Source organism: Mumia spirodelae (assembly GCF_050632745.1).
GTDB lineage: Bacteria > Actinomycetota > Actinomycetes > Propionibacteriales > Nocardioidaceae > Mumia.
Window position 1 is genome coordinate 958,680 of record NZ_JBODSD010000001.1, and the last position, 17,910, is coordinate 976,589.

At 72.6% G+C, this 17,910-nt stretch carries 16 protein-coding genes; 7 read left to right on the top strand and 9 right to left on the bottom strand.

Translation table 11 applies throughout. The features are described 5' to 3' along the window. Positions 1-55: 55 nt before the first annotated feature. The gene (locus tag ACQSSQ_RS04730; protein ID WP_431325877.1) at positions 56-1,132 is read right to left on the bottom strand and encodes a class I SAM-dependent methyltransferase; all 1,077 of its coding nucleotides are present in this window, start codon (positions 1,130-1,132) and stop codon (positions 56-58) included. 125 nt (positions 1,133-1,257) lie between these two features. Between ACQSSQ_RS04730 and ACQSSQ_RS04735 the strand changes: the two genes are divergently transcribed. Beyond that, complete coding sequence (locus ACQSSQ_RS04735; protein WP_431325878.1) at positions 1,258-4,002, top strand: AAA family ATPase; 2,745 nt, start codon at positions 1,258-1,260, stop codon at positions 4,000-4,002. 104 nt (positions 4,003-4,106) lie between these two features. Here ACQSSQ_RS04735 and ACQSSQ_RS04740 read toward each other — a convergent pair whose 3' ends face one another. After that, positions 4,107-4,769, bottom strand: a complete 663-nt coding sequence (locus ACQSSQ_RS04740; protein ID WP_431325879.1) for an O-methyltransferase — start codon at positions 4,767-4,769, stop codon at positions 4,107-4,109. A gap of 236 nt (positions 4,770-5,005) precedes the next feature. Here ACQSSQ_RS04740 and sigE point away from each other — a divergent pair, with 236 nt between their 5' ends. Further along, complete coding sequence (gene sigE / locus ACQSSQ_RS04745) at positions 5,006-5,611, top strand: RNA polymerase sigma factor SigE (protein ID WP_431325880.1); 606 nt, start codon at positions 5,006-5,008, stop codon at positions 5,609-5,611. Continuing rightward, positions 5,611-6,906, top strand: a complete 1,296-nt coding sequence (locus tag ACQSSQ_RS04750; protein WP_431325881.1) for a zf-HC2 domain-containing protein — start codon at positions 5,611-5,613, stop codon at positions 6,904-6,906. Before sigE ends, ACQSSQ_RS04750 begins: the two co-directional genes overlap by 1 nt. 3 nt (positions 6,907-6,909) lie before the next feature. On the opposite strand, the gene ACQSSQ_RS04755 is transcribed toward ACQSSQ_RS04750, so the two are convergent. The 6 genes from ACQSSQ_RS04755 to ACQSSQ_RS04780 all read right to left on the bottom strand — a co-directional run bounded on the left by ACQSSQ_RS04755 (position 6,910) and on the right by ACQSSQ_RS04780 (position 11,784). Beyond that, positions 6,910-7,251: a sec-independent translocase gene (locus ACQSSQ_RS04755; protein ID WP_431325882.1), complete on the bottom strand. Its 342-nt coding sequence runs from the start codon at positions 7,249-7,251 to the stop codon at positions 6,910-6,912. A gap of 32 nt (positions 7,252-7,283) precedes the next feature. Then, positions 7,284-8,429, bottom strand: coding sequence for an Mrp/NBP35 family ATP-binding protein (locus ACQSSQ_RS04760; RefSeq protein ID WP_431325883.1), 1,146 nt, complete (start codon positions 8,427-8,429; stop codon positions 7,284-7,286). Between the two features lie 28 nt (positions 8,430-8,457). After that, positions 8,458-9,000 carry a DUF1003 domain-containing protein gene (locus tag ACQSSQ_RS04765; RefSeq protein ID WP_431325884.1) on the bottom strand — a complete coding sequence of 181 codons (543 nt, stop codon included), beginning with the start codon at positions 8,998-9,000 and terminating at the stop codon, positions 8,458-8,460. After that, positions 8,997-10,244 carry a magnesium transporter MgtE N-terminal domain-containing protein gene (locus ACQSSQ_RS04770; protein ID WP_431325885.1) on the bottom strand — a complete coding sequence of 416 codons (1,248 nt, stop codon included), beginning with the start codon at positions 10,242-10,244 and terminating at the stop codon, positions 8,997-8,999. The genes ACQSSQ_RS04765 and ACQSSQ_RS04770 overlap by 4 nt, the downstream gene beginning before the upstream one ends. A gap of 102 nt (positions 10,245-10,346) precedes the next feature. Beyond that, positions 10,347-11,093, bottom strand: a complete 747-nt coding sequence (locus tag ACQSSQ_RS04775; protein ID WP_431325886.1) for a hypothetical protein — start codon at positions 11,091-11,093, stop codon at positions 10,347-10,349. Positions 11,094-11,232: 139 nt separating this feature from the next. Continuing rightward, the gene (locus tag ACQSSQ_RS04780; protein ID WP_431325887.1) at positions 11,233-11,784 is read right to left on the bottom strand and encodes a hypothetical protein; all 552 of its coding nucleotides are present in this window, start codon (positions 11,782-11,784) and stop codon (positions 11,233-11,235) included. Positions 11,785-11,861: 77 nt separating this feature from the next. Between ACQSSQ_RS04780 and ACQSSQ_RS04785 the strand changes: the two genes are divergently transcribed. The 4 genes from ACQSSQ_RS04785 to ACQSSQ_RS04800 all read left to right on the top strand — a co-directional run bounded on the left by ACQSSQ_RS04785 (position 11,862) and on the right by ACQSSQ_RS04800 (position 17,447). Beyond that, on the top strand, positions 11,862-12,740 hold the full coding sequence (locus tag ACQSSQ_RS04785; protein ID WP_431325888.1) for a DMT family transporter: 879 nt from the start codon (positions 11,862-11,864) through the stop codon (positions 12,738-12,740). Positions 12,741-12,864: 124 nt separating this feature from the next. Further along, a complete protein-coding gene (locus tag ACQSSQ_RS04790) occupies positions 12,865-13,833 on the top strand; it encodes an HpcH/HpaI aldolase/citrate lyase family protein (protein ID WP_431325889.1) in 969 nt (322 codons plus the stop codon). 63 nt (positions 13,834-13,896) lie between these two features. Next, positions 13,897-15,093, top strand: a complete 1,197-nt coding sequence (locus ACQSSQ_RS04795; protein WP_431325890.1) for an acyl-CoA dehydrogenase family protein — start codon at positions 13,897-13,899, stop codon at positions 15,091-15,093. Between the two features lie 200 nt (positions 15,094-15,293). Then, complete coding sequence (locus tag ACQSSQ_RS04800) at positions 15,294-17,447, top strand: RecQ family ATP-dependent DNA helicase (protein WP_431325891.1); 2,154 nt, start codon at positions 15,294-15,296, stop codon at positions 17,445-17,447. A 9-nt stretch (positions 17,448-17,456) separates the two neighbouring features. On the opposite strand, the gene ACQSSQ_RS04805 is transcribed toward ACQSSQ_RS04800, so the two are convergent. Further along, on the bottom strand, positions 17,457-17,852 hold the full coding sequence (locus tag ACQSSQ_RS04805) for a hypothetical protein (RefSeq protein ID WP_431325892.1): 396 nt from the start codon (positions 17,850-17,852) through the stop codon (positions 17,457-17,459). Between the last annotated feature and the right edge of the window lie 58 nt (positions 17,853-17,910).

Sequence of the window (17,910 nt, forward strand, 5' to 3'; positions counted from 1 at the left end):
CGCCTGCAGACGGGTGCGACGGCCCGAGCTTGTCAGCCGTGGTGACGGCCCGACGTCACTTGCGCACCGCGAGGACACGGTGGAAGGGCGTCTCCGCCACGGACGCGAACTGCGTGAACCCGGCCGCCGACGTGATCTCGCGGATCTTCGCCGGACCCGCCTGCGTCCCGATCGCCAGGCCGACCTCCTGCGAGAGCGAGGCCGGAGTGCAGAGCAGCGTCGAGAAGCCGTAGTACGCCCGGCCGACCGGCGTGAGGTTGTCCTCGACCCGGTCGCCGGCCATCGGCTCGACGATCATCCACACACCGTCGTCGGCGAGCGCGCCGTACACGTGCCGGGCGGCTCCGACCGGGTCACCCATGTCGTGGAGTGCGTCGAACGTCGTCACGACGTCGTACGCGCCCTCGCCGAGCCGCTGGGCCGACGTGACCTCGAACTGGACGCGGTCGGCCACGCCCGCGGACTCGGCGCGCTCCCGAGCGACGTCGATCGACGCGGCGTGGTAGTCCGACCCGACGAACGTCGAGCGCGGGAACGCCTCGGCCATGAGGATCGTCGACGACCCGTGGCCGCAGCCGATGTCGGCGACCGAGGCGCCCTCGCGGAGCTTGTCCGCGACGCCCGCGGCCGGCAGCCACGCGTCGACGAGGTACGCCAGGTAGCTGGGGCGGAAGAAGCGCTCGCACCCGACGTGGACGTCGGAGTTGTGCTCGTGCCACCCGACGCCGGCCTCGTCCCGCGCCGCCTCGACGACCCGTTCGGCGTCGGCGACGGTCCCCAGCGCGATCTGGAAGAGCCCCGGCAGGAACGCCGGGCTGTTCTCGTCGGTGAGCGCGATCGCGTGCTCGGCCGGCAACGCGTACCGGCCGGTGTCGGGCTCGTAGCGGACGAACGCGCCCGCCGCCTGGGCGTTGAGCCACTCACGGGCGTACGGCTCGGCCGTTCCCGTCCGCTCGGCGAGCTCCGACGGCGTGAGCGGTCCTCCTTCGGCCAGGGCGCGGTAGTAGCCGAGCTTGTCGCCGAGCACCACCAGCGCCGCGTTGAGCGTCGCGCCGACCTCGTCCACGGCGCGGAAGACGAAGGACATCAGGACGTCCTCGTCAATCGATGCAGCATCGATCTGTGCGGTCATGTCACCCTCCTCGGTGATCTGCGTTGCCGTGACGCTACGAAGCGGCGTTGCGCCGTCGCATCCGGTGACCCCCCTGGTTCACCAAGCCGGACCCCGAGGACCCCGGGGATGGCTAGCCTCGGACCATGCTCGTCGGACGGGCGCGGGAGAGGTCCGCGATCGCCGCGCTGCTGTCCCGTGCGCGCCTCGGGACGAGCGGCGTGCTCGTGGTCGTCGGCGAGGCGGGGATCGGCAAGTCCACGCTCCTGGCCCACGCGCGGATGGAGGCGTCGCCGGACACGCTGGTCCTCGCGGCGTCCGGCGCCGTGCCCGAGCGGGACCTCCCGTTCGCCGGTCTCGCGCAGCTGCTCCGGCCGCTGCTGGACCAGGTCGACACGCTCCCGCCGGTGCAGTCCGAGGCCCTGGCGCAGGCGCTGGCGCTGCGTCCGGGGAGCCCGGGCGAGGGCGGGACGGGGGAGCGTTTCGCGATCTCTGCCGCCACGCTGGGACTGATCAGCCGGGCGGCCGAGAACCAGCCGCTGCTCCTCCTCGTGGACGACCTGCACCATCTCGACCGGCCCTCGGCCGACGCCATCCTCTTCACCGCGCGCCGGCTGCTCACCGACGCCGTCGCCGTCCTCGTCGCGACCCGTCCCGACGCCGGGGTCGACGACCTCGTGGCCGACCTCGACCAGCTCGCGGTCTCCGGTCTCTCGGAGGACGAGTGCGGTGCTCTTGTGGAGGACGGTGCCCTCAGCCGCGCCCAGGTCGCTCGGCTGCACCAGGTCAGCGGCGGCAACCCGCTCGCGGTCCTGGAGATGGCACGCGTCCCGGACGCGCTCGCGCAGGACCTGGGCGCGGTCCCGGTCCCGCGGCTGATCGAGCGCGCGTTCGTCGCGCTGCTCGACCCGCTGTCGGGGCCCGCGCGCACGACCCTCACGGTGGCGGCCCTGGCCGGCGACGTCGACCTCGCGACGCTGGGCCGGGCGAGCGCGGCGGTCGGGGGCTCCCTCGCGGACCTCGACGAGGCGCAGCGCAGAGGCGTGGCGGTCGTCGACGCCGACCGGGTGGCGTTCGACCACCCGCTGATGCGGGCATCGATCGTGCAGGCGACGGACCCGGCGCTGCGGCGGCGCATCCACCGTGCGCTGGCCGACGCGTTGCCGGCCGGCGACCTCGACCGGCGTGCCCTGCACCTGTCCGCGGCGACGATCGGGCCCGACCCGGAGGCGGCGACCGTGCTCGACGAGGCGGCCACGTCCGCGGCCCGCCGTCGCGCGTACGCGGTGGCCGCGGGCTGGGGGGAGCGCGCGGCGCACGCGAGCGACGACCCGGTCGAGCGCGCGCGCAGGCTCGTTCTCGCCGGCGAGCACGCCTGGCTCGGCGGGTTGGCCGACCGTGCCCTGGAGATCTTCGGCGAGGCTGCGGCCGGGGCGCCGTCGGAGCAGGCGCGCCGTCGGGCCCAGGCGCTGCGCGGCGTGGTGAGCGCACGGTGCGGCTCGCTCGTCGAGGCACGCGACCTGCTCCTCGAGACGACCGGCGAGGTCGCGTCGGACGACCCCGACACCGCGGTCCTCCTGCTCGCCGAGGCCGTCTACGCGTGCGTGTACCTCTGCGACGCCCCTGCCGTGCGGACGGCGGTCGCGCGGCTCGACGCCCTCCGGGAGCGGGCGCAGCACCCGCGGAGCCGCGTGCTGGGCGACCTCGCCGCCGGGATCGGCCGGGTGATGGTCGGGGAGGGCGACGCCGGTGCCGACCGGATCCGGCGGGCCGTCGAGGCGTCGGAGACCGACGCCCTCGTCGAGGACCCGCGCTGGCGCGCCTGGATGCTGCTCGGGCCGATGTGGTTGCGCGAGTCCGGGGACACGCGTGCGCTGATGGACGCGGTCGTGATCGACGCGCGCGAGCGGGCGGCCGCGGGCACGCTTCCCTTCCTGCTGTTCCACGCCGCGCGCGACGACGCGGCGACCGACCGGTGGACCTCGGCAGAGGCCTCGTACCGGGAGGCGATCGCCCTCGCCCGCGAGTCCGGGCAGCGCACCGACGAGGCGATCTCCCGCGCCGGTCTGGTGTGGCTGCTGGCACGGCGAGGCCGCGAGGACGCGATGCGCGCGGAGGCGGAGGAGGCCGAACGCCAGTGCGTGCGCAGCCGGCTCAACTTCGGCAAGGCCTGGCTCCGGTTCGCGTGGGGCGACCTCGCGTCCGGGCTCGGCCGGTACGAGGAGGCCGTCGAGCGCTACCGGGGCCAGCAGGCGCTCGTGCGCCACCTCGGCATCGACGACGCCGACCTCTCACCGGCGCCGGAGCTGGTCGACAGCCTGGTGCGCGTCGGCGACCTCGACGCGGCACGGGCCGAGGCGGAGGCGTTCGAGCGGCTCGCGGAGGCGAAGGGTCAGCCGTGGTCGAGGGCCCGCGCGCACCGCGCCCTCGCGATCGCCGGGATCGACGCCGAGGAGCGGTACGCCGCGGCGCTGGCCGAGCACGCGCACAGCCCGGACACGTACGAACGGGCACGGACGCAGCTGGCGTACGGGGCCTTCCTGAGGCGGGGCCGCCGGCGAGCGGAGGCGCGGGAGCAGCTCCGCGCGGCGCTCGACACCTTCGACCGCCTGACGGCGGCGCCCTGGGCGGAGCAGGCGTCCGCGGAGCTGGCCGCGACGGGGGAGCGGGTCCAGCGCCGGGCGACGGGTGCGGAGCAGCCCCTGACCCCGCAGGAGCTCCAGGTGGCGCGGCTCCTGGGCGGCGGGCGTACGACGCGGGAGGCGGCCGCGGCGCTGTTCCTGAGCCCGAAGACGGTCGAGTACCACTTGCGGCACGTCTACATCAAGCTCGGGATCTCGTCCCGGGCGGAGCTGGCCGAGCGGCTCAGCGAGGACGCCGAGCTCCGGTGACGCCTGCCCCGGCCCTCCCCTTCCCGGCACGTGCGCCAGTGGTCACCGCCGCCGACGCGGTGACCACAGGCGAACCGACGCGCGGCGAAGGGCAGGGTTGGAGCTCAGTCCGACGCGCGCAGCTGCGCGACGAGCAGCCCGTCCCCGACCGGCAGCAGCGCCGGGACGAACCTCTCGTCCTCCAGCAGCGCGCGCCCGAGGTCGCGGACGGCGACGGTGTCCTCGTCGCGTCGTGCGGGGTCGGCCACACGGTCGTGCCAGAGGGCGTTGTCGAACGCGAGGACGCCGCCGGGCCGCAGCAGGCGCACCGCCTCCTCGACGAACAGCGGGTAGTCGCGCTTGTCGGCGTCGACGAACACCAGGTCGTACCCGCCGTCGGCCAGTCGCGGGAGGACCTCCAGCGCCGAGCCGGAGATCAGGCGGAAGCGGTTGGCGGCGATGCCGGCCTCGGTCAGCGTGGCGCGGGCCAGGCGCTGGTGCTCGGCCTCCCGGTCGACGGACGTGAGGACCCCGTCGGGACGCATCCCTCGCAGGAGCCAGAGCCCGGAGACCCCGGTGCCCGTCCCGACCTCGACGACCGCGCCGGCGTTGGCGACGGCGGCGAGCAGCCGGAGGGCGGCGCCCCCACCGGGACCGATCGGTGCGACGCCCACCTCGTCAGCACGGGCGCGTCCGTTCTGCAGCGGCTCGTCCTCGATGACGAACTCCTCGGCGTACAGCCAGCTCTGCGGCGTGATCGCGGTGGCGATGACGGACTCCTCTCGCACGCCGGGGATCCCGGCACCTGCGCCACAGCCTAGGGCATCGGCGCTGTGATCCCGGGGACCTCGGCCTCACGCCTCGCGGCCGAGGATCGACGCCGCAGAAGCCTCCCGCGCGTGACCTTCGTCACCCCCGGATCCGCCGTACCGGCGTCATAGGGAACCTCCAGCGTCGTCTCATCGTTGTCTCAGTTTGTTGGGAGACGATCAGGGTCCGACCAACACAGGAGGTCGTCACGACGATGGGCACCACCACGCAGCCCGCCGGCCCCCAGGCCCCCACCGACGCCAGTGTCGGCACCTGGGAGGAGATCGTGGAGCAGCACTCCGCGCGCGTCTTCCGGCTCGCCTACCGCCTCACCGGCAACCAGCACGACGCGGAGGACCTGACGCAAGAGGTCTTCATCCGCGTGTTCCGTTCGCTCGACTCCTTCAAGCCCGGCTCGTTCGAGGGCTGGATCCACCGCATCACCACCAACCTCTTCCTCGACCGCGTCCGCCGGAAGTCGAAGTTCCGCTTCGACCGCTTCGGCGAGGGCGCCGAGGAGCGGCTCACCGCCGCCGACCCGTCTCCTGAGCGCGCGTGGACCGACGCGAACCTCGACGCCGACGTGGAGGCCGCCCTCGCGTCGCTGCCGGACGAGTTCCGCGTGGCCGTCGTCCTGTGCGACATCGAGGGTCTCTCGTACGAGGAGATCGCCGACGTTCTGGGCGTGAAGCTCGGCACCGTCCGTTCCCGCATCCACCGTGGCCGCAAGCAGCTGCGTACGGCGCTGGAGCACCGCGCGCCGTCCGGTGCGCGCACCCGCTTCGCCGGCCCGCTCGACCCGGCGGTGGCCCCGCACTGATGGCACACCTGGGAGATCGCGTCGCGGCGTACGTCGACGGGCAGCTGCCCGACGACGAGGCGTCGCGCGCGGACGCCCACCTCGCGAGCTGCGACGAGTGCTTCGAGGCGGTGCTCGCGCAGCGGTCCCTCAAGCGCCGGATGACCGGGCTGGGCGCCACTCCGGCACCCTCGACCACGCTCCTCTCGGCGCTGTCGGACCCTGCTCGGCTCGCCTCGGCCGCCCCGCCGTCACGGCTGCACCTGATCTTCGACCACTTCCTGGTCCGCGCGACCATCGCGGCCTCAGGAGCGTCCGCCGTCCTCGCCGGGATCGCGTACGTCGTGGGTGCGCCGGCAGCGCCGGTCGACACCGTGGCCCCGCCCGTGGAGCAGTTCATCGCCCAGTTCCGCGGCGAGGCCGACCCGGTCCAGCAGAGCGTCCGTGCGGCGGACGCGCCTCCGACCGAGGTGGCGCTCGCGGTGGCTCCTGGCCACGCGGTCGCCTCCGCCCGCAGCGACTCTCCCGAGGCGATCAGGCTCCTCGAGCGGGCGCTGGGCTCGGCGGTGAGCGTGCGGCTCCTCGCGAACCGCTACGACCTGTCCGTGGTCCGCTCGACCGGCGGGCGTACGGAGGTGGTCGCGGCCTCCGACGGGCACCGCATCGCGTCGTACGTGATCGGCGACGACGGCCGACTCGGTCAGGTGGTCCGCTACGCGCAGCAGTCGGCCGCGGACCCCGTGCTGCGGGCCGTCCGCTCGGTCGCGCGCACCGAGCCGGTCCGGACCCAGCCGGAGCCGTCCCCGGCGGCCGCCGAGGACGGGTCGCGGTCGTCGGGCGGCTCCACGCCGATCCACGAGCAGGTCGTCGACCGCATCGACGCGGCCACCATCGACGAGCTCGTCACCGTCGGCTGGCCGTGCCACGAGCGCCTCGGCACCTCCCTGGAGCGGGTCGGCGCCCAGTGGGTCGACCTGTCCGGCGACAAGGGCATCGCCCTCACCTACACCGACGGAGTCTCGACGCTCACGGTCTACGAGCAGAACGGGTCGCTCGAGCGCGAGGCGATCGCCGGCTTCGAGCGGCACGACGTCGGCGACACCCCGGTCTGGGTCCGCACGGGTGAGCCCTCGGTGGCCACCTGGGACTCCGACGGCATCGTCTTCACCGTCGTCACCGACGGGCCGTCCGAGCGGCTGCGCGACGCAGTCGCCCACCTGCCGCGGCAGCCGCAGCACGACGGCATGCTCGACCGGGTGCGGACCGGCCTCGGCCGGCTGACCGCCTGGGCCACCCCGGTCTCGCGCGACTCCTGACGATCAGGTCGCGTCGACGTCGAACGGGGCGGGCTCGCCGGGGTCCAGCGGTCGCTGGGTCGGCCGCGACGTGCCGTGCGACGAGGGGTTGGACGTCGGCTCGTCGTCGTCCAGCGTGCCCTTCATCATCTCGCGCGGGTCGAGCCCCCGGATCTCGTCACGCAGGGACGTGAAGTCGTCCCCCATCTCGCGCTGCAGGTCGGACTTGGCGTTGTCGGCCATCTGCCGCACGGTGCGGACCCACCGACCGAGGGTCCGTGCGAACTCCGGCAGGCGCTCGGGACCGAACACCACGATCGCGACGATCGCGATGACCAGCATCTCGGGCACGCCGACATCGAACATGCGGGAAGCCTAGCCGCAGCCGGGAGAGGGGCCTAGCGCCCGGTCGGGGAGAGACCGAGCTGCATCCCGGCGAGCCCGCGGGAGCGGCCGGACAGCGTCGCGGCCACCTGGCTCAGGACCTTGCCGGCCGGGCTGTCGGGGGCCTGCTCGACGATCGGGACGCCGGCGTCGCCGCCCACGCGCATCTGCTCGTCCAGGGGGACCTGGCCGAGCAGCGGGACGTCGTAGCCGAGCCGCGCGCTCAGCGTGGACGCGACCGTCTGGCCGCCGCCGGAGCCGAAGATCTCCATCCGCTCGCCGTTGGGGAGCTCGAGCCACGACATGTTCTCGATCACGCCGACGACGCGCTGGTGCATCATCGACGCCATCGTGCCGGCGCGCTCGGCCACCTGGGCGGCGGCGTCCTGCGGCGTCGTGACGACCACGACCTCCGCGTTGGGGAGGTGCTGACCGAGGCTGATCGCCATGTCGCCGGTGCCCGGGGGGAGGTCCAGCAGCAGCGCGTCGAGGTCGCCCCAGTAGACGTCGGAGAGCATCTGGACGAGCGCCCGGTCGAGCATGGGTCCGCGCCAGGCGACGACCTGGTCCTTGCGGGGCTTCAGCATCCCGATGCTCATGACCTGCATGCCGCGCACGGGGACCGGCATGATCATGTCCTCGACCTGCGTCGGGCGGGCGTCGCCCACGCCGAGCATGTCGGGGATCGAGTGGCCGTAGATGTCGGCGTCGACGATGCCGACCTTGAGGCCCTGGGCGGCCAGCGCCGACGCGAGGTTCACGGTGACCGACGACTTGCCGACACCGCCCTTGCCGGACGCGACCGCGTACACCTTGGTGAGCGAGCCAGGCTTCGCGAACGGGATCTCCCGCTGCGTCTGCCCACCGCGCAGGACCTCCTGGAGGTTCTTGCGCTGCTCGTCGTTCATGACGCCCATGTCGACGCGGACGTCGGTCACGCCGGCGACCTTCGTCACGGCGGCTGTCACATCGCGGTTGAGCGTGTCCTTGAGCGGGCACCCGGCGACGGTGAGGAGGAGGTGGACGACGACGGAGCCGCCGTCGATGTCGACGCCCTCCACCATGCCGATCTCGGTGATCGGGCGACGGATCTCGGGGTCGTTGACGGTCGACAGCGCCTGGGTGACGGCGTCGGGATTCACCACGGTCTCGGTGGGCATGACATCGATGCTACGTGCGTGGTGGGGATCACCGCGGTGTCGGGTCCGCCTGGCCGTCGGTCGCCTCGTCGGGGGAGCCTCCGACCCGGTCCTCGATGTCCGCGACGAGCCCCCGCAGCTCGGACCGGAGGAAGTCGCGGGTGGCGACCTCGCCGAGCGCGAGGCGCAGGCTCGCGACCTCGCGGGCGAGGAACTGCATGTCGGCGTGGGCACGGGCGTTCTGCTCGCGGTCCTGCTCCTGCGTCACCCGGTCACGGGCCTCCTGCCGGTTCTGGGCGAGCAGGATCAGGGGAGCGGCGTACGACGCCTGCAGCGACAGCATGAGCGTCAGGAAGATGAACGGGAACGGGTCGAACCGGAGGTCGCCCGGCGCCATCGTGTTCCAGAGCAGCCAGGCGGCGACGAACACGGTCATCCAGGCGATGAAGGTCGCGGTCCCCATGAACCGCGCGAACCCCTCGGCGAACTTCCCGAAGGTCTCGGCGTCCATGCGGCGTCGCCGGGTGCGACGCCAGCGGTTGGGGTCGCGGGGCTGGTCCAGGCGGACCCGGCGGTCGTCGCGGTCGCTCATCGTGCCACCTCCGGCTCCTGGTCGCGCCAGCCCTCGGGCAGGAGCTCGTCGAGCACGTCGTCGACCGTGATCGCCCCGACGAGGTGGTTGGAGTCGTCGACCACGGGGCAGGCGACGAGGTTGTACGTCGCGAGGATGCGGGCGACCTCGTGCAGCGAGGTGTCCGGGCGGGGCCAGTCGATGTCGTTGACCGCGATCGAGCCGACCAGCGACGACGGCGGCTCGCGCAGGAGGTGCTGGAAGTGCACGACGCCGAGGAACCGGCCGGTCGGCGTCTCGAGCGGCGGCCGTGCCACGTAGACGAGGGCGGCCAGCGACGGGGACAGCTCGGGCTCGCGGATCCGGGCGAGGCCCTCGGCGAGCGTCGCGTCCGGCGGCAGGATGACGGCGTCGGACGTCATCAGACCACCGGCGGTGCCCTCCTCGTAGACCATCAGCCGGCGCACGTCCTCGGCCTCGTCGGGCTCCATCAGCGCGAGGAGCTCCTCGGCCGTCGCGAGCGGGAGCTCGGCGATGACGTCGGCGGCGTCGTCGGGCGACATCTCCTCGAGGACGTCCGCGGCCCGCTCGGGGTCCAGCCCTCCGAGGATCTCGACCTGCGCGATCTCCGGCATCTCCTCGAGCACGTCGGCGAGCCGCTCGTCGTCGAGCTCGGCGGCGATCTGGGTACGACGCTGGATCGGCAGCTCGCGCAGGGCGTTGGCGAGGTCGGCCGGACGCATGGTGTCCATCGTCGCGAGCAGGTGGGTGGCTCCCTGCGACGGCTGGGCGCCCATGAGGTCCGCGACGTCGACCCAGTCCACGACGATGCCGTGACCGCGCCGTCCGAACCGCGACCCGCGGCCGCGCACGGCGACGTCCGAGAGGTACCAGTCGTGGCTGCGGTCCTGCTCCATCGCCACGTCGTAGACGACGCCGTCCAGGTTCTGCGACGGCACTCGCACAGTCCGGTCGAAGAGCTCGCCGAACACCAGCGTCTCGGTCTGCCGCTGCTCGAAGCGCCGCAGGTTCAGCACGCCGGTCGTGATGATCTGGCCGCCCTCGAGCGACGTCACCCGCGTCATCGGGAGGAACACGCGTCGCCGCCCGAGCACCTCGATCACGAGCCCCAGGACGCGCGGGAGCCGGCCGGCGCTGCGTTGCGTGACGACGACGTCGCGCAGCTTGCCGACCTGGTCCCCTGCGGGGTCGAAGACGGCATGCCCAGCCAGCCTGGCGAGGAAGATGCGGCTCGTCGAGGTCACGGGGGTCAGCCTAGCCGCGTCTGCACATTCGGCCGGACGTACGACGCCCCGCCACCGCGGTGCGGTGACGGGGCGTCGGCGATCGTCGGCGAGCGACCTGTGTCAGGCCTTGCCGTAGGTGGTGAAGACACCGCCGGCGGTCGTGGAGTTGGCCTTCACGACGAACCGGTACTTGTACTTCTTCGAGGAGCGGAAGGAGTACTTCGCGGCGCCCTTGCTGTTGAGCTTGAGCGTCTTGACGGTGCGCCACTTGCCGCTCTTCTTGCGCTGCAGCTTCACCTTGGTCTTGTAGTTGTAGTACTTGCCGTTGCTCAGGTAGCGCTTGAGCTTGATGTTGGCGACCTTGCGGCTCGAGTTGCTCCAGTAGCGCACCTTGCCCGAGGCCTTGAGGCCGGACTTCACGGCGAAGCCGCCGCCGGTGTAGCTGCCGTCGACCGCGCTCAGCTTGTTGTAGTCGGTGTCGTACCACTCGACGCGGACGTTGGCGAGGCGGAAGGCGCCGCGGCCCCAGCCGTTCCGCACGGTGAGGTAGCCGGTCATGTTCTGGTAGCTGGAGCCGATGTAGGCAGCCTGCACGTTGGCGGCCACACGGGTGGCGCCGCGGTAGACGTCGACGTAGATCGTCGCCGACGTGAAGGCTCCGACGGCGCGCGCGTTGGTCGCGATCCGGTACGACTTGGTCGAGGCGTTGATCGCCGTGCCGCCGTACGACGGGTAGACCTTGAAGCTGGTGACGTCGATCGGGGAGGTGGCGGCGGCGGCGGGCGCCGTCGACACGACCGCCAGTCCCGAGAATGCGAGCGCGCCACCGGCCAGGGCGGCGGAGGCGCGCTTGATGAGGGTCTTCACAGAGGGGTGCCTTCCTGGGCAGAACGAACGGTGCGACAGAAAGATAACCGATGAAAGGTCCAGACAGGGCATCCCGTCCGTATGGTAAGGGCTTCAACTACTTCGGAGCGCCCGCGGCAGGCTCAGCAGGCCCCCGCGCTCACGAGTCCGAGCCCTCCGAGAGGCGGGGCGCCCGACGCTGACGGTGCAGCGAGAACGGGCGCGAGCGGACCGTCCGTGCCGGCGACTCGACGGGCTGCTCGCGCTGCGCGGAGTCGCCCAGGTGACCGGGGGACGCGAGCAGGTCGGTCGGGTGGAGGCGTACGACGACGCACTCGCGGGCCCACCGCTCGACCGCCTCGTCGGCCTCGAAGAGATTGAGGCGGTCCGCGACCAGCACGGCGGTGACGTCCGCCCAGTCGGCGTGGTCGGGCCCCACGACCTCGACGGTGGCGCGGACGCGCGCGACCTGGGCGCGGGTCGACTTGGCCCGCAGGTCGAGGACCACCTCGCGTGCGTCCTTGATCCCCGGCAGCGGCTGCTCGTCACCGCCGGCGACGACGCAGACCGCGTCCTCGTGCCAGACGTGCCAGACGGGGTGCCAGGCACCGTCGTACACGATCCAGAGGAGTCCCGACTTCTTCGCGACCTCGGCCACGAAGGCCCGTCGGAAGAGTGCGTCGAAGTCGGTGACCGGCTCGGCGGGGTCCATGCTCGCCATCCTAGGGCGCGGACGCGACGGCGTCGGCCGTGTGAACGACGCGTCTCCCGCCCGCGCATACTGCCGGAGTGACCGTCCTTCTCGCCGTCGTCGCCGTGCTCGGCGTCTCGTTGTCCGGGCCGTTGATGGCCGGGACACAGGCACCGGCACTGGCGATCGCGTTCTGGCGCAACGCGCTGGCCGAGGTGGTGCTGCTCCCCGTCGCGGCCACCCGCCGGCGACGCGAGCTGCGGGCGATCACGCGCGCGGACCTCCGTACCTGCCTGTTCGCCGGTGCCGCGCTCGCGGCCCACTTCGCGACCTGGGTCAGCGCGCTGAAGCTGACCTCGGTCGCGGCGGCGACGGCGTTGGTCTCCATGCAGGTCGGCTGGATCGCGCTGATCGACCGGCTCCGGGGCAAGCGGATCCGGCTGGGCGTGGCCGTCGGGCTCGCGATCTCCTTCGCCGGCGTGCTCGTGATCACCGGCGTCGACCTCACGCTCTCGCGCGACGCCCTCGTCGGGGACGTGCTCGCGCTGGTCGGCGGGTTGACGGCCGCCGTCTACACCGTCGCGGGCGCGCGGGCCCGCGAGAGCCTCACCACGACGGCGTACACGGTCCTCTGCTACGGCGCGTGCGCGGCGATCCTGCTGGCCGTCTGCGTGGTGGGTGGCGTGCCGCTGGTCGGGTTCGAGGCCGAGGCGTGGGCGGGGATCGTCGCCGTGACGGTGACCGCCCAGCTGCTCGGGCACTCGGTGATCAACCACCTGCTCGCGGTCATGAGCCCGATGGTCGTCTCACTCGTGCTGCTGCTCGAGGTCCCCGGAGCGGCGATCCTCGCGGCCGCGATGCTGGGACAGGCGCCGGGCGTCGGCGTGTACGCGGGGCTGGCCCTGATCCTCGGCGGCCTCGCGGTGGTGGTCACGCGGCGGCCGCCCGCCCGCGGCGAGGTCCCCGACTCCGACTGAGCCGCAGGTGAGAAGCAGGTCACACTCGTCTCGCTGTTACTAGTCGTTAACACTACTCGTAGGTACAGTCAGCCCTGATCCCGTCCCCGCAGCACCGAGGTGACCCGTGTCTGTCGAAAACGCTGTGTCCGCCGAGAGCAAGGCCCTGCGCTCGCGCCGCTCCTGCCTCGCCGTCCCCGGCTCGAACCCGCGCTTCCTGGAGAAGGCCAAGGGCCTGCCCGCCGACCAGGTCTTCCTCGACATCGAGGACGCGGTCGCCCCGCTCGCCAAGCCCGACGCCCGCAAGAACATCGTCGCCGCGCTCAACGAGGGCGGCTGGGGCGACAAGGTCCGCGTGGTGCGCGTCAACGACTGGACGACGCAGTGGACCTACCGCGACGTGATCGAGGTCGTCGAGGGCGCCGGCGCCAACCTCGACTGCATCATGCTCCCGAAGGTCCAGACGCCCGAGCAGGTCGTCGCGCTCGACGTCCTCCTCACCCAGATCGAGAAGACGATGGGCTACGAGGTCGGCCGCATCGGCATCGAGGCGCAGATCGAGAACGCGCTCGGCCTGACCAACGTCAACGCGATCGCCGCCGCCTCGCCGCGCGTCGAGACCATCATCTTCGGCCCCGCCGACTTCATGGCGAGCATCAACATGAAGTCTCTCGTCGTGGGCGAGCAGCCGTCCGGCTACGACGTCGGCGACGCCTACCACCACATCCTCATGAGCATCCTCATGGCGGCGCGGGCGTACGACAAGCAGGCCATCGACGGCCCCTACCTCCAGATCCGCGACACCGAGGGCTACCGCCGTGTCGCCTCGCGGTCGGCCGCGCTCGGGTTCGACGGCAAGTGGGTCCTGCACCCCGGCCAGGTCGATGTCGCCAACGAGGTCTTCAGCCCCCGCCAGGAGGACTACGACCACGCCGAGAACATCCTCGACGCGTACGACTGGTTCACCTCCGAGGCCGGCGGCAAGAAGGGCTCGGCGATGCTCGGCGACGAGATGATCGACGAGGCCTCGCGCAAGATGGCCCTCGTGATCTCGGCCAAGGGACGCGCCGCCGGGATGCAGCGCACGACCACGTGGGAGCCGCCGACCGAGTGAGGTCGGCCGACACCCCAGCCCCCGCCGTACGAGCTGCACCGATCGAGAGATAGCGAGACAACCATGGGCCGCCTGGTCACCACCGACGGACTGACCGACGTCCAGGAGGAGATCCTCAAGACCGTCCGCGAGTTCGTGGACAAGGAGATCATCCCGGTCGCCACCGAGCTGGAGCACAAGGACGAGTACCCGCAGGCCATCGTCGACGGCCTGAAGGAGCTCGGCCTGTTCGGGCTGACGATCCCGGAGGAGTACGGCGGCCTCGGCGAGTCGCTGCTCACGTACGCGCTGGTGGTCGAGGAGATCGCCCGCGGGTGGATGAGCGTCTCCGGCGTCATCAACACGCACTTCATCGTGGCGTACATGCTGGTCCAGCACGGCACCGAGGAGCAGAAGCAGAAGTACCTGCCGCGGATGGCCACCGGCGAGGTGCGCGGCGCGTTCTCGATGTCGGAGCCGTCGCTGGGCTCGGACGTGTCGGCGGTGTCGACGAAGGCGACCAAGCAGGACGACGGGTCGTACTCCATCACCGGCCAGAAGATGTGGCTCACCAACGGCGGCTCGTCGAACCTCGTCGCGGTGCTCACCAAGACCGACGAGGGCGCCGACTCGGTCTACCGCAACATGACCACCTTCCTGGTGGAGAAGGAGCCCGGCTTCGGCGAGACGGCTCAGGGCGTCACCGTCCCGGGCAAGATCGACAAGATGGGCTACAAGGGCATCGACACGACCGAGATGATCCTGGACAAGCACCAGATCTCGGCCGACCAGATCCTCGGCGGCGTCCCGGGCAAGGGCTTCTACCAGATGATGGACGGCGTCGAGGTCGGGCGCGTCAACGTCGGCGCCCGCGCGGTCGGCATCGCCAACCGCGCCTTCGAGCTCGGCATCGCCTACGCCCAGCAGCGCGAGACCTTCGGCAAGCCGATCGCGCAGCACCAGGCGATCCTGTTCCGCCTGGCGGAGATGGGGACCAAGGTCGAGACCGCGCACGCGATGGTCGTGCGGGCCGCGCGCAAGAAGGACGCCGGCGAGCGCAACGACGTCGAGGCCGGCATGGCCAAGATGGTTGCCTCGGAGTACTGCAACGAGGTGGTCGAGGCGTCGTTCCGGATCCACGGCGGCTACGGCTACTCCAAGGAGTACGAGATCGAGCGCCTCTACCGGGAGGCCGCGTTCATGCTCATCGGCGAGGGCACGAGCGACATCCAGAAGATGATCATCGGCCGCAGCCTGCTCAAGGACTACAAGCAGCGCTGACCCTCTCGCCCCGGCCGCGCTCGCTCGGGTACCCCACGCGAACGCCACTGCCCCTAGCGCACACGCTGGGGGCAGTGGCATTTCGCTGGGGTACCCCAGCGAGGGAGCAGATCGGAGCGGGCGCGCTGGCGTCGCGAACCTCCGTGGCGCCTGTGGAGGGCGTACGACGGGTGTCGGCGCGGCTGCGTACGGTGGACTCCATGCCCCCCACCGCCGCCACGTCCGCGCTGACCCCGTCCCGAGCCGCCGTCGCCGACCGCGTGATCGGCGCGTTGGCCGGACCGGGCGCGACCCTGCGCGACGACCAGGTGACCGCGGTCGCCGCCCTGTGCGAGCCGCGGGCCCGGGTGCTGGTCGTGCAGGCGACCGGCTGGGGCAAGTCGGCCGTCTACTGGGCGGCGACCGCGATCCGTCGCGACGAGGGGGCGGGCACGACGCTCGTGGTCTCGCCGCTGCTGTCGCTGATGCGCGACCAGGTGGCCGCGGCCGCCCGGGCCGGGCTGCGCGCGGAGACGCTCAACTCGTCCAACGTCGAGGAGTGGTCGCGCATCGAGGAGGCGCTGCGCGCCGGTGACGTCGACGTGCTGCTGGTGTCGCCGGAGCGGCTCGCCAACCCCGGGTTCGGCCGCCGGGTGCTCGACGCGCTCGCCGGGCGGATCGGCCTGCTGGTCGTCGACGAGGCGCACGCCGTGTCGGACTGGGGGCACGACTTCCGCCCCGACTACCGCCGCGTCTCCGACGTCCTGCAGCGGCTCAACCCCGACACCCCGGTGCTCGCGACGACCGCGACCGCCAACGCGCGCGTGACCGAGGACGTGGCCGCCCAGCTGCGGAGCGGCGGATCGGGGGAGCCGGGGGAGGAGACGCTCGTCCTCCGCGGTCCGCTCGCACGCTCCAGCCTCGAGCTCTCGGTGGTCGACCGGCTGTCGCCTCTCGAGCGCTACGCGTGGGTGGTCGACCACCTGCCGACGCTGCCCGGCTCGGGCATCGTGTACGCGCTCACGGTGGCCGACGCGCACCGGCTCACGGCGGCGGTGCGGGCGGTCCACGGCGACGCGGTCCCGGTCGCGGCCTACACCGGCCAGCTCGAGGCCGCCGAGCGCGAGCGGCTCGAGGACGCGCTGCGCGACAACCGCGTCAAGGCGCTCGTCGCGACGTCGGCGCTCGGCATGGGCTACGACAAGCCCGACCTCGGCTTCGTGGTGCACGTCGGCGCGCCGCCATCGCCGGTCTCCTACTACCAGCAGGTCGGCCGTGCCGGGCGCGCGATCGACCACGCGCATGCCGTGCTGCTGCCGTCGGGCGCCGACGACGGGGTGTGGGACTACTTCGCGACGGCGACGATCCCCGTGCCGGCCCAGGTCGAGCGACTCCTCGAGGCGATGGCGGACGCGACCGTCGACGCGCCGGCGACCGTGGTGGCGCTCGAGGCCGAGACCGGGCTGCGCCGCGGGCGCGTCGAGCTGATGCTCAAGCAGCTCGCCGTCGACGGGGTCACCGAGCGGGTCGAGCGCGGCTGGGTGCGCACCGGGGCCGCGTGGTCGTACGACCAGGAGCACTACGACGGCGTCGTCGGCGTACGACGCCGGGAGGCCGACATCATGCGCGCCTACACCCGCGGTGCGCGGTGCCTCATGCAGCTCCTGCAGGAGTCTCTCGACGACCCGCAGGCCGCGCCGTGCGGGCGCTGCTCGGTCTGCCGGGGGACGCTGCCCGACGGGCTGGCGGAGGCGCCGCAGCCGGAGACCGTCCGTGCTGTGGCGACCGTGCTGCGCGGCGAGGACCACGTGCTGGAGCCGCGCAAGATGTGGCCGGGAGGTGCCTTCGGGACGCGCGGTCGGATCGCGCCCGACCGCGCGGTCGAGCCGGGGCGCGCGCTCGTCCACGCCGACGCGCCGGAGTGGCGAGAGGCCGTGCGCGAGATGTTCGACCGCGACGCGCCGGCTCCCCAGGAGGTGCTGGACGCGTGCGTGCAGGTGCTCGCCCGCTGGAAGGCGGACTGGCGCAGCCGTCCCGAGATCGCGGTCGCGCTGCCGGCCGCCGGGTTCGCGGCGCTGACCGGGAGCATCGCCGACCATCTGGCGACGGTCGGACGGCTCGACCGCGCCGAGCTCGCCACCGACGTCGGTCGGTCTGCGCAGGAGGTCCGCGACCTGACGTCGTCGGACGAGGCCGCGCTGTGGCGCGACGCGGTGTCGGTGCCGGGGGAGGCGGCGTCGGCGGTCGCCGGTCGCACCGTGCTGCTCGTGGTCGACGCGTCGGCCTCGCAGTGGCCGATCACCGTGGTCGGAGCCGCGCTGCGGGCTGCGGGTGCGGCCGCGGTCCTGCCGCTCCTGGTGCACCGCCGGGTGTGATCCGGCGGGTCACCGCAGGCGGACCCGGTCCCACTCCGTCACGAAGTCATACATCGCCTGAGTGAGGCCGTGGTCGTGCAGCGACGCTGGTCGCCACCACACCTCGAGCATCACCCAGGCCTCCGCCGACCCGCTGCCGTCGCGCCCGTTGCGGCCGGACTTGCGGCGTACCGTCGTCGCGCCGTACACGAGCCCGACCGGCAGCACGAGGGCATGCGTCGCGTCGTCGACCGGGACCGGAGCCGGGAGGATCCATCCCGCCGTCACCGGCTTGCGCGACGGCGTGTACGTCAGCAGCCGCCCCTGCGTCTTCTGGACCCGGTTGTAGACGTCCTCGGTCGGGATGTGGCGGTACTCGCAGGCGGCGACGAACGCCTGGACGTTCTCCCGTGCCTGGCTCTCCATGCCGGGAGGCTACGTGCGGTGTGTTACATCCGCGTCACACGAACGGACGACGTGACCC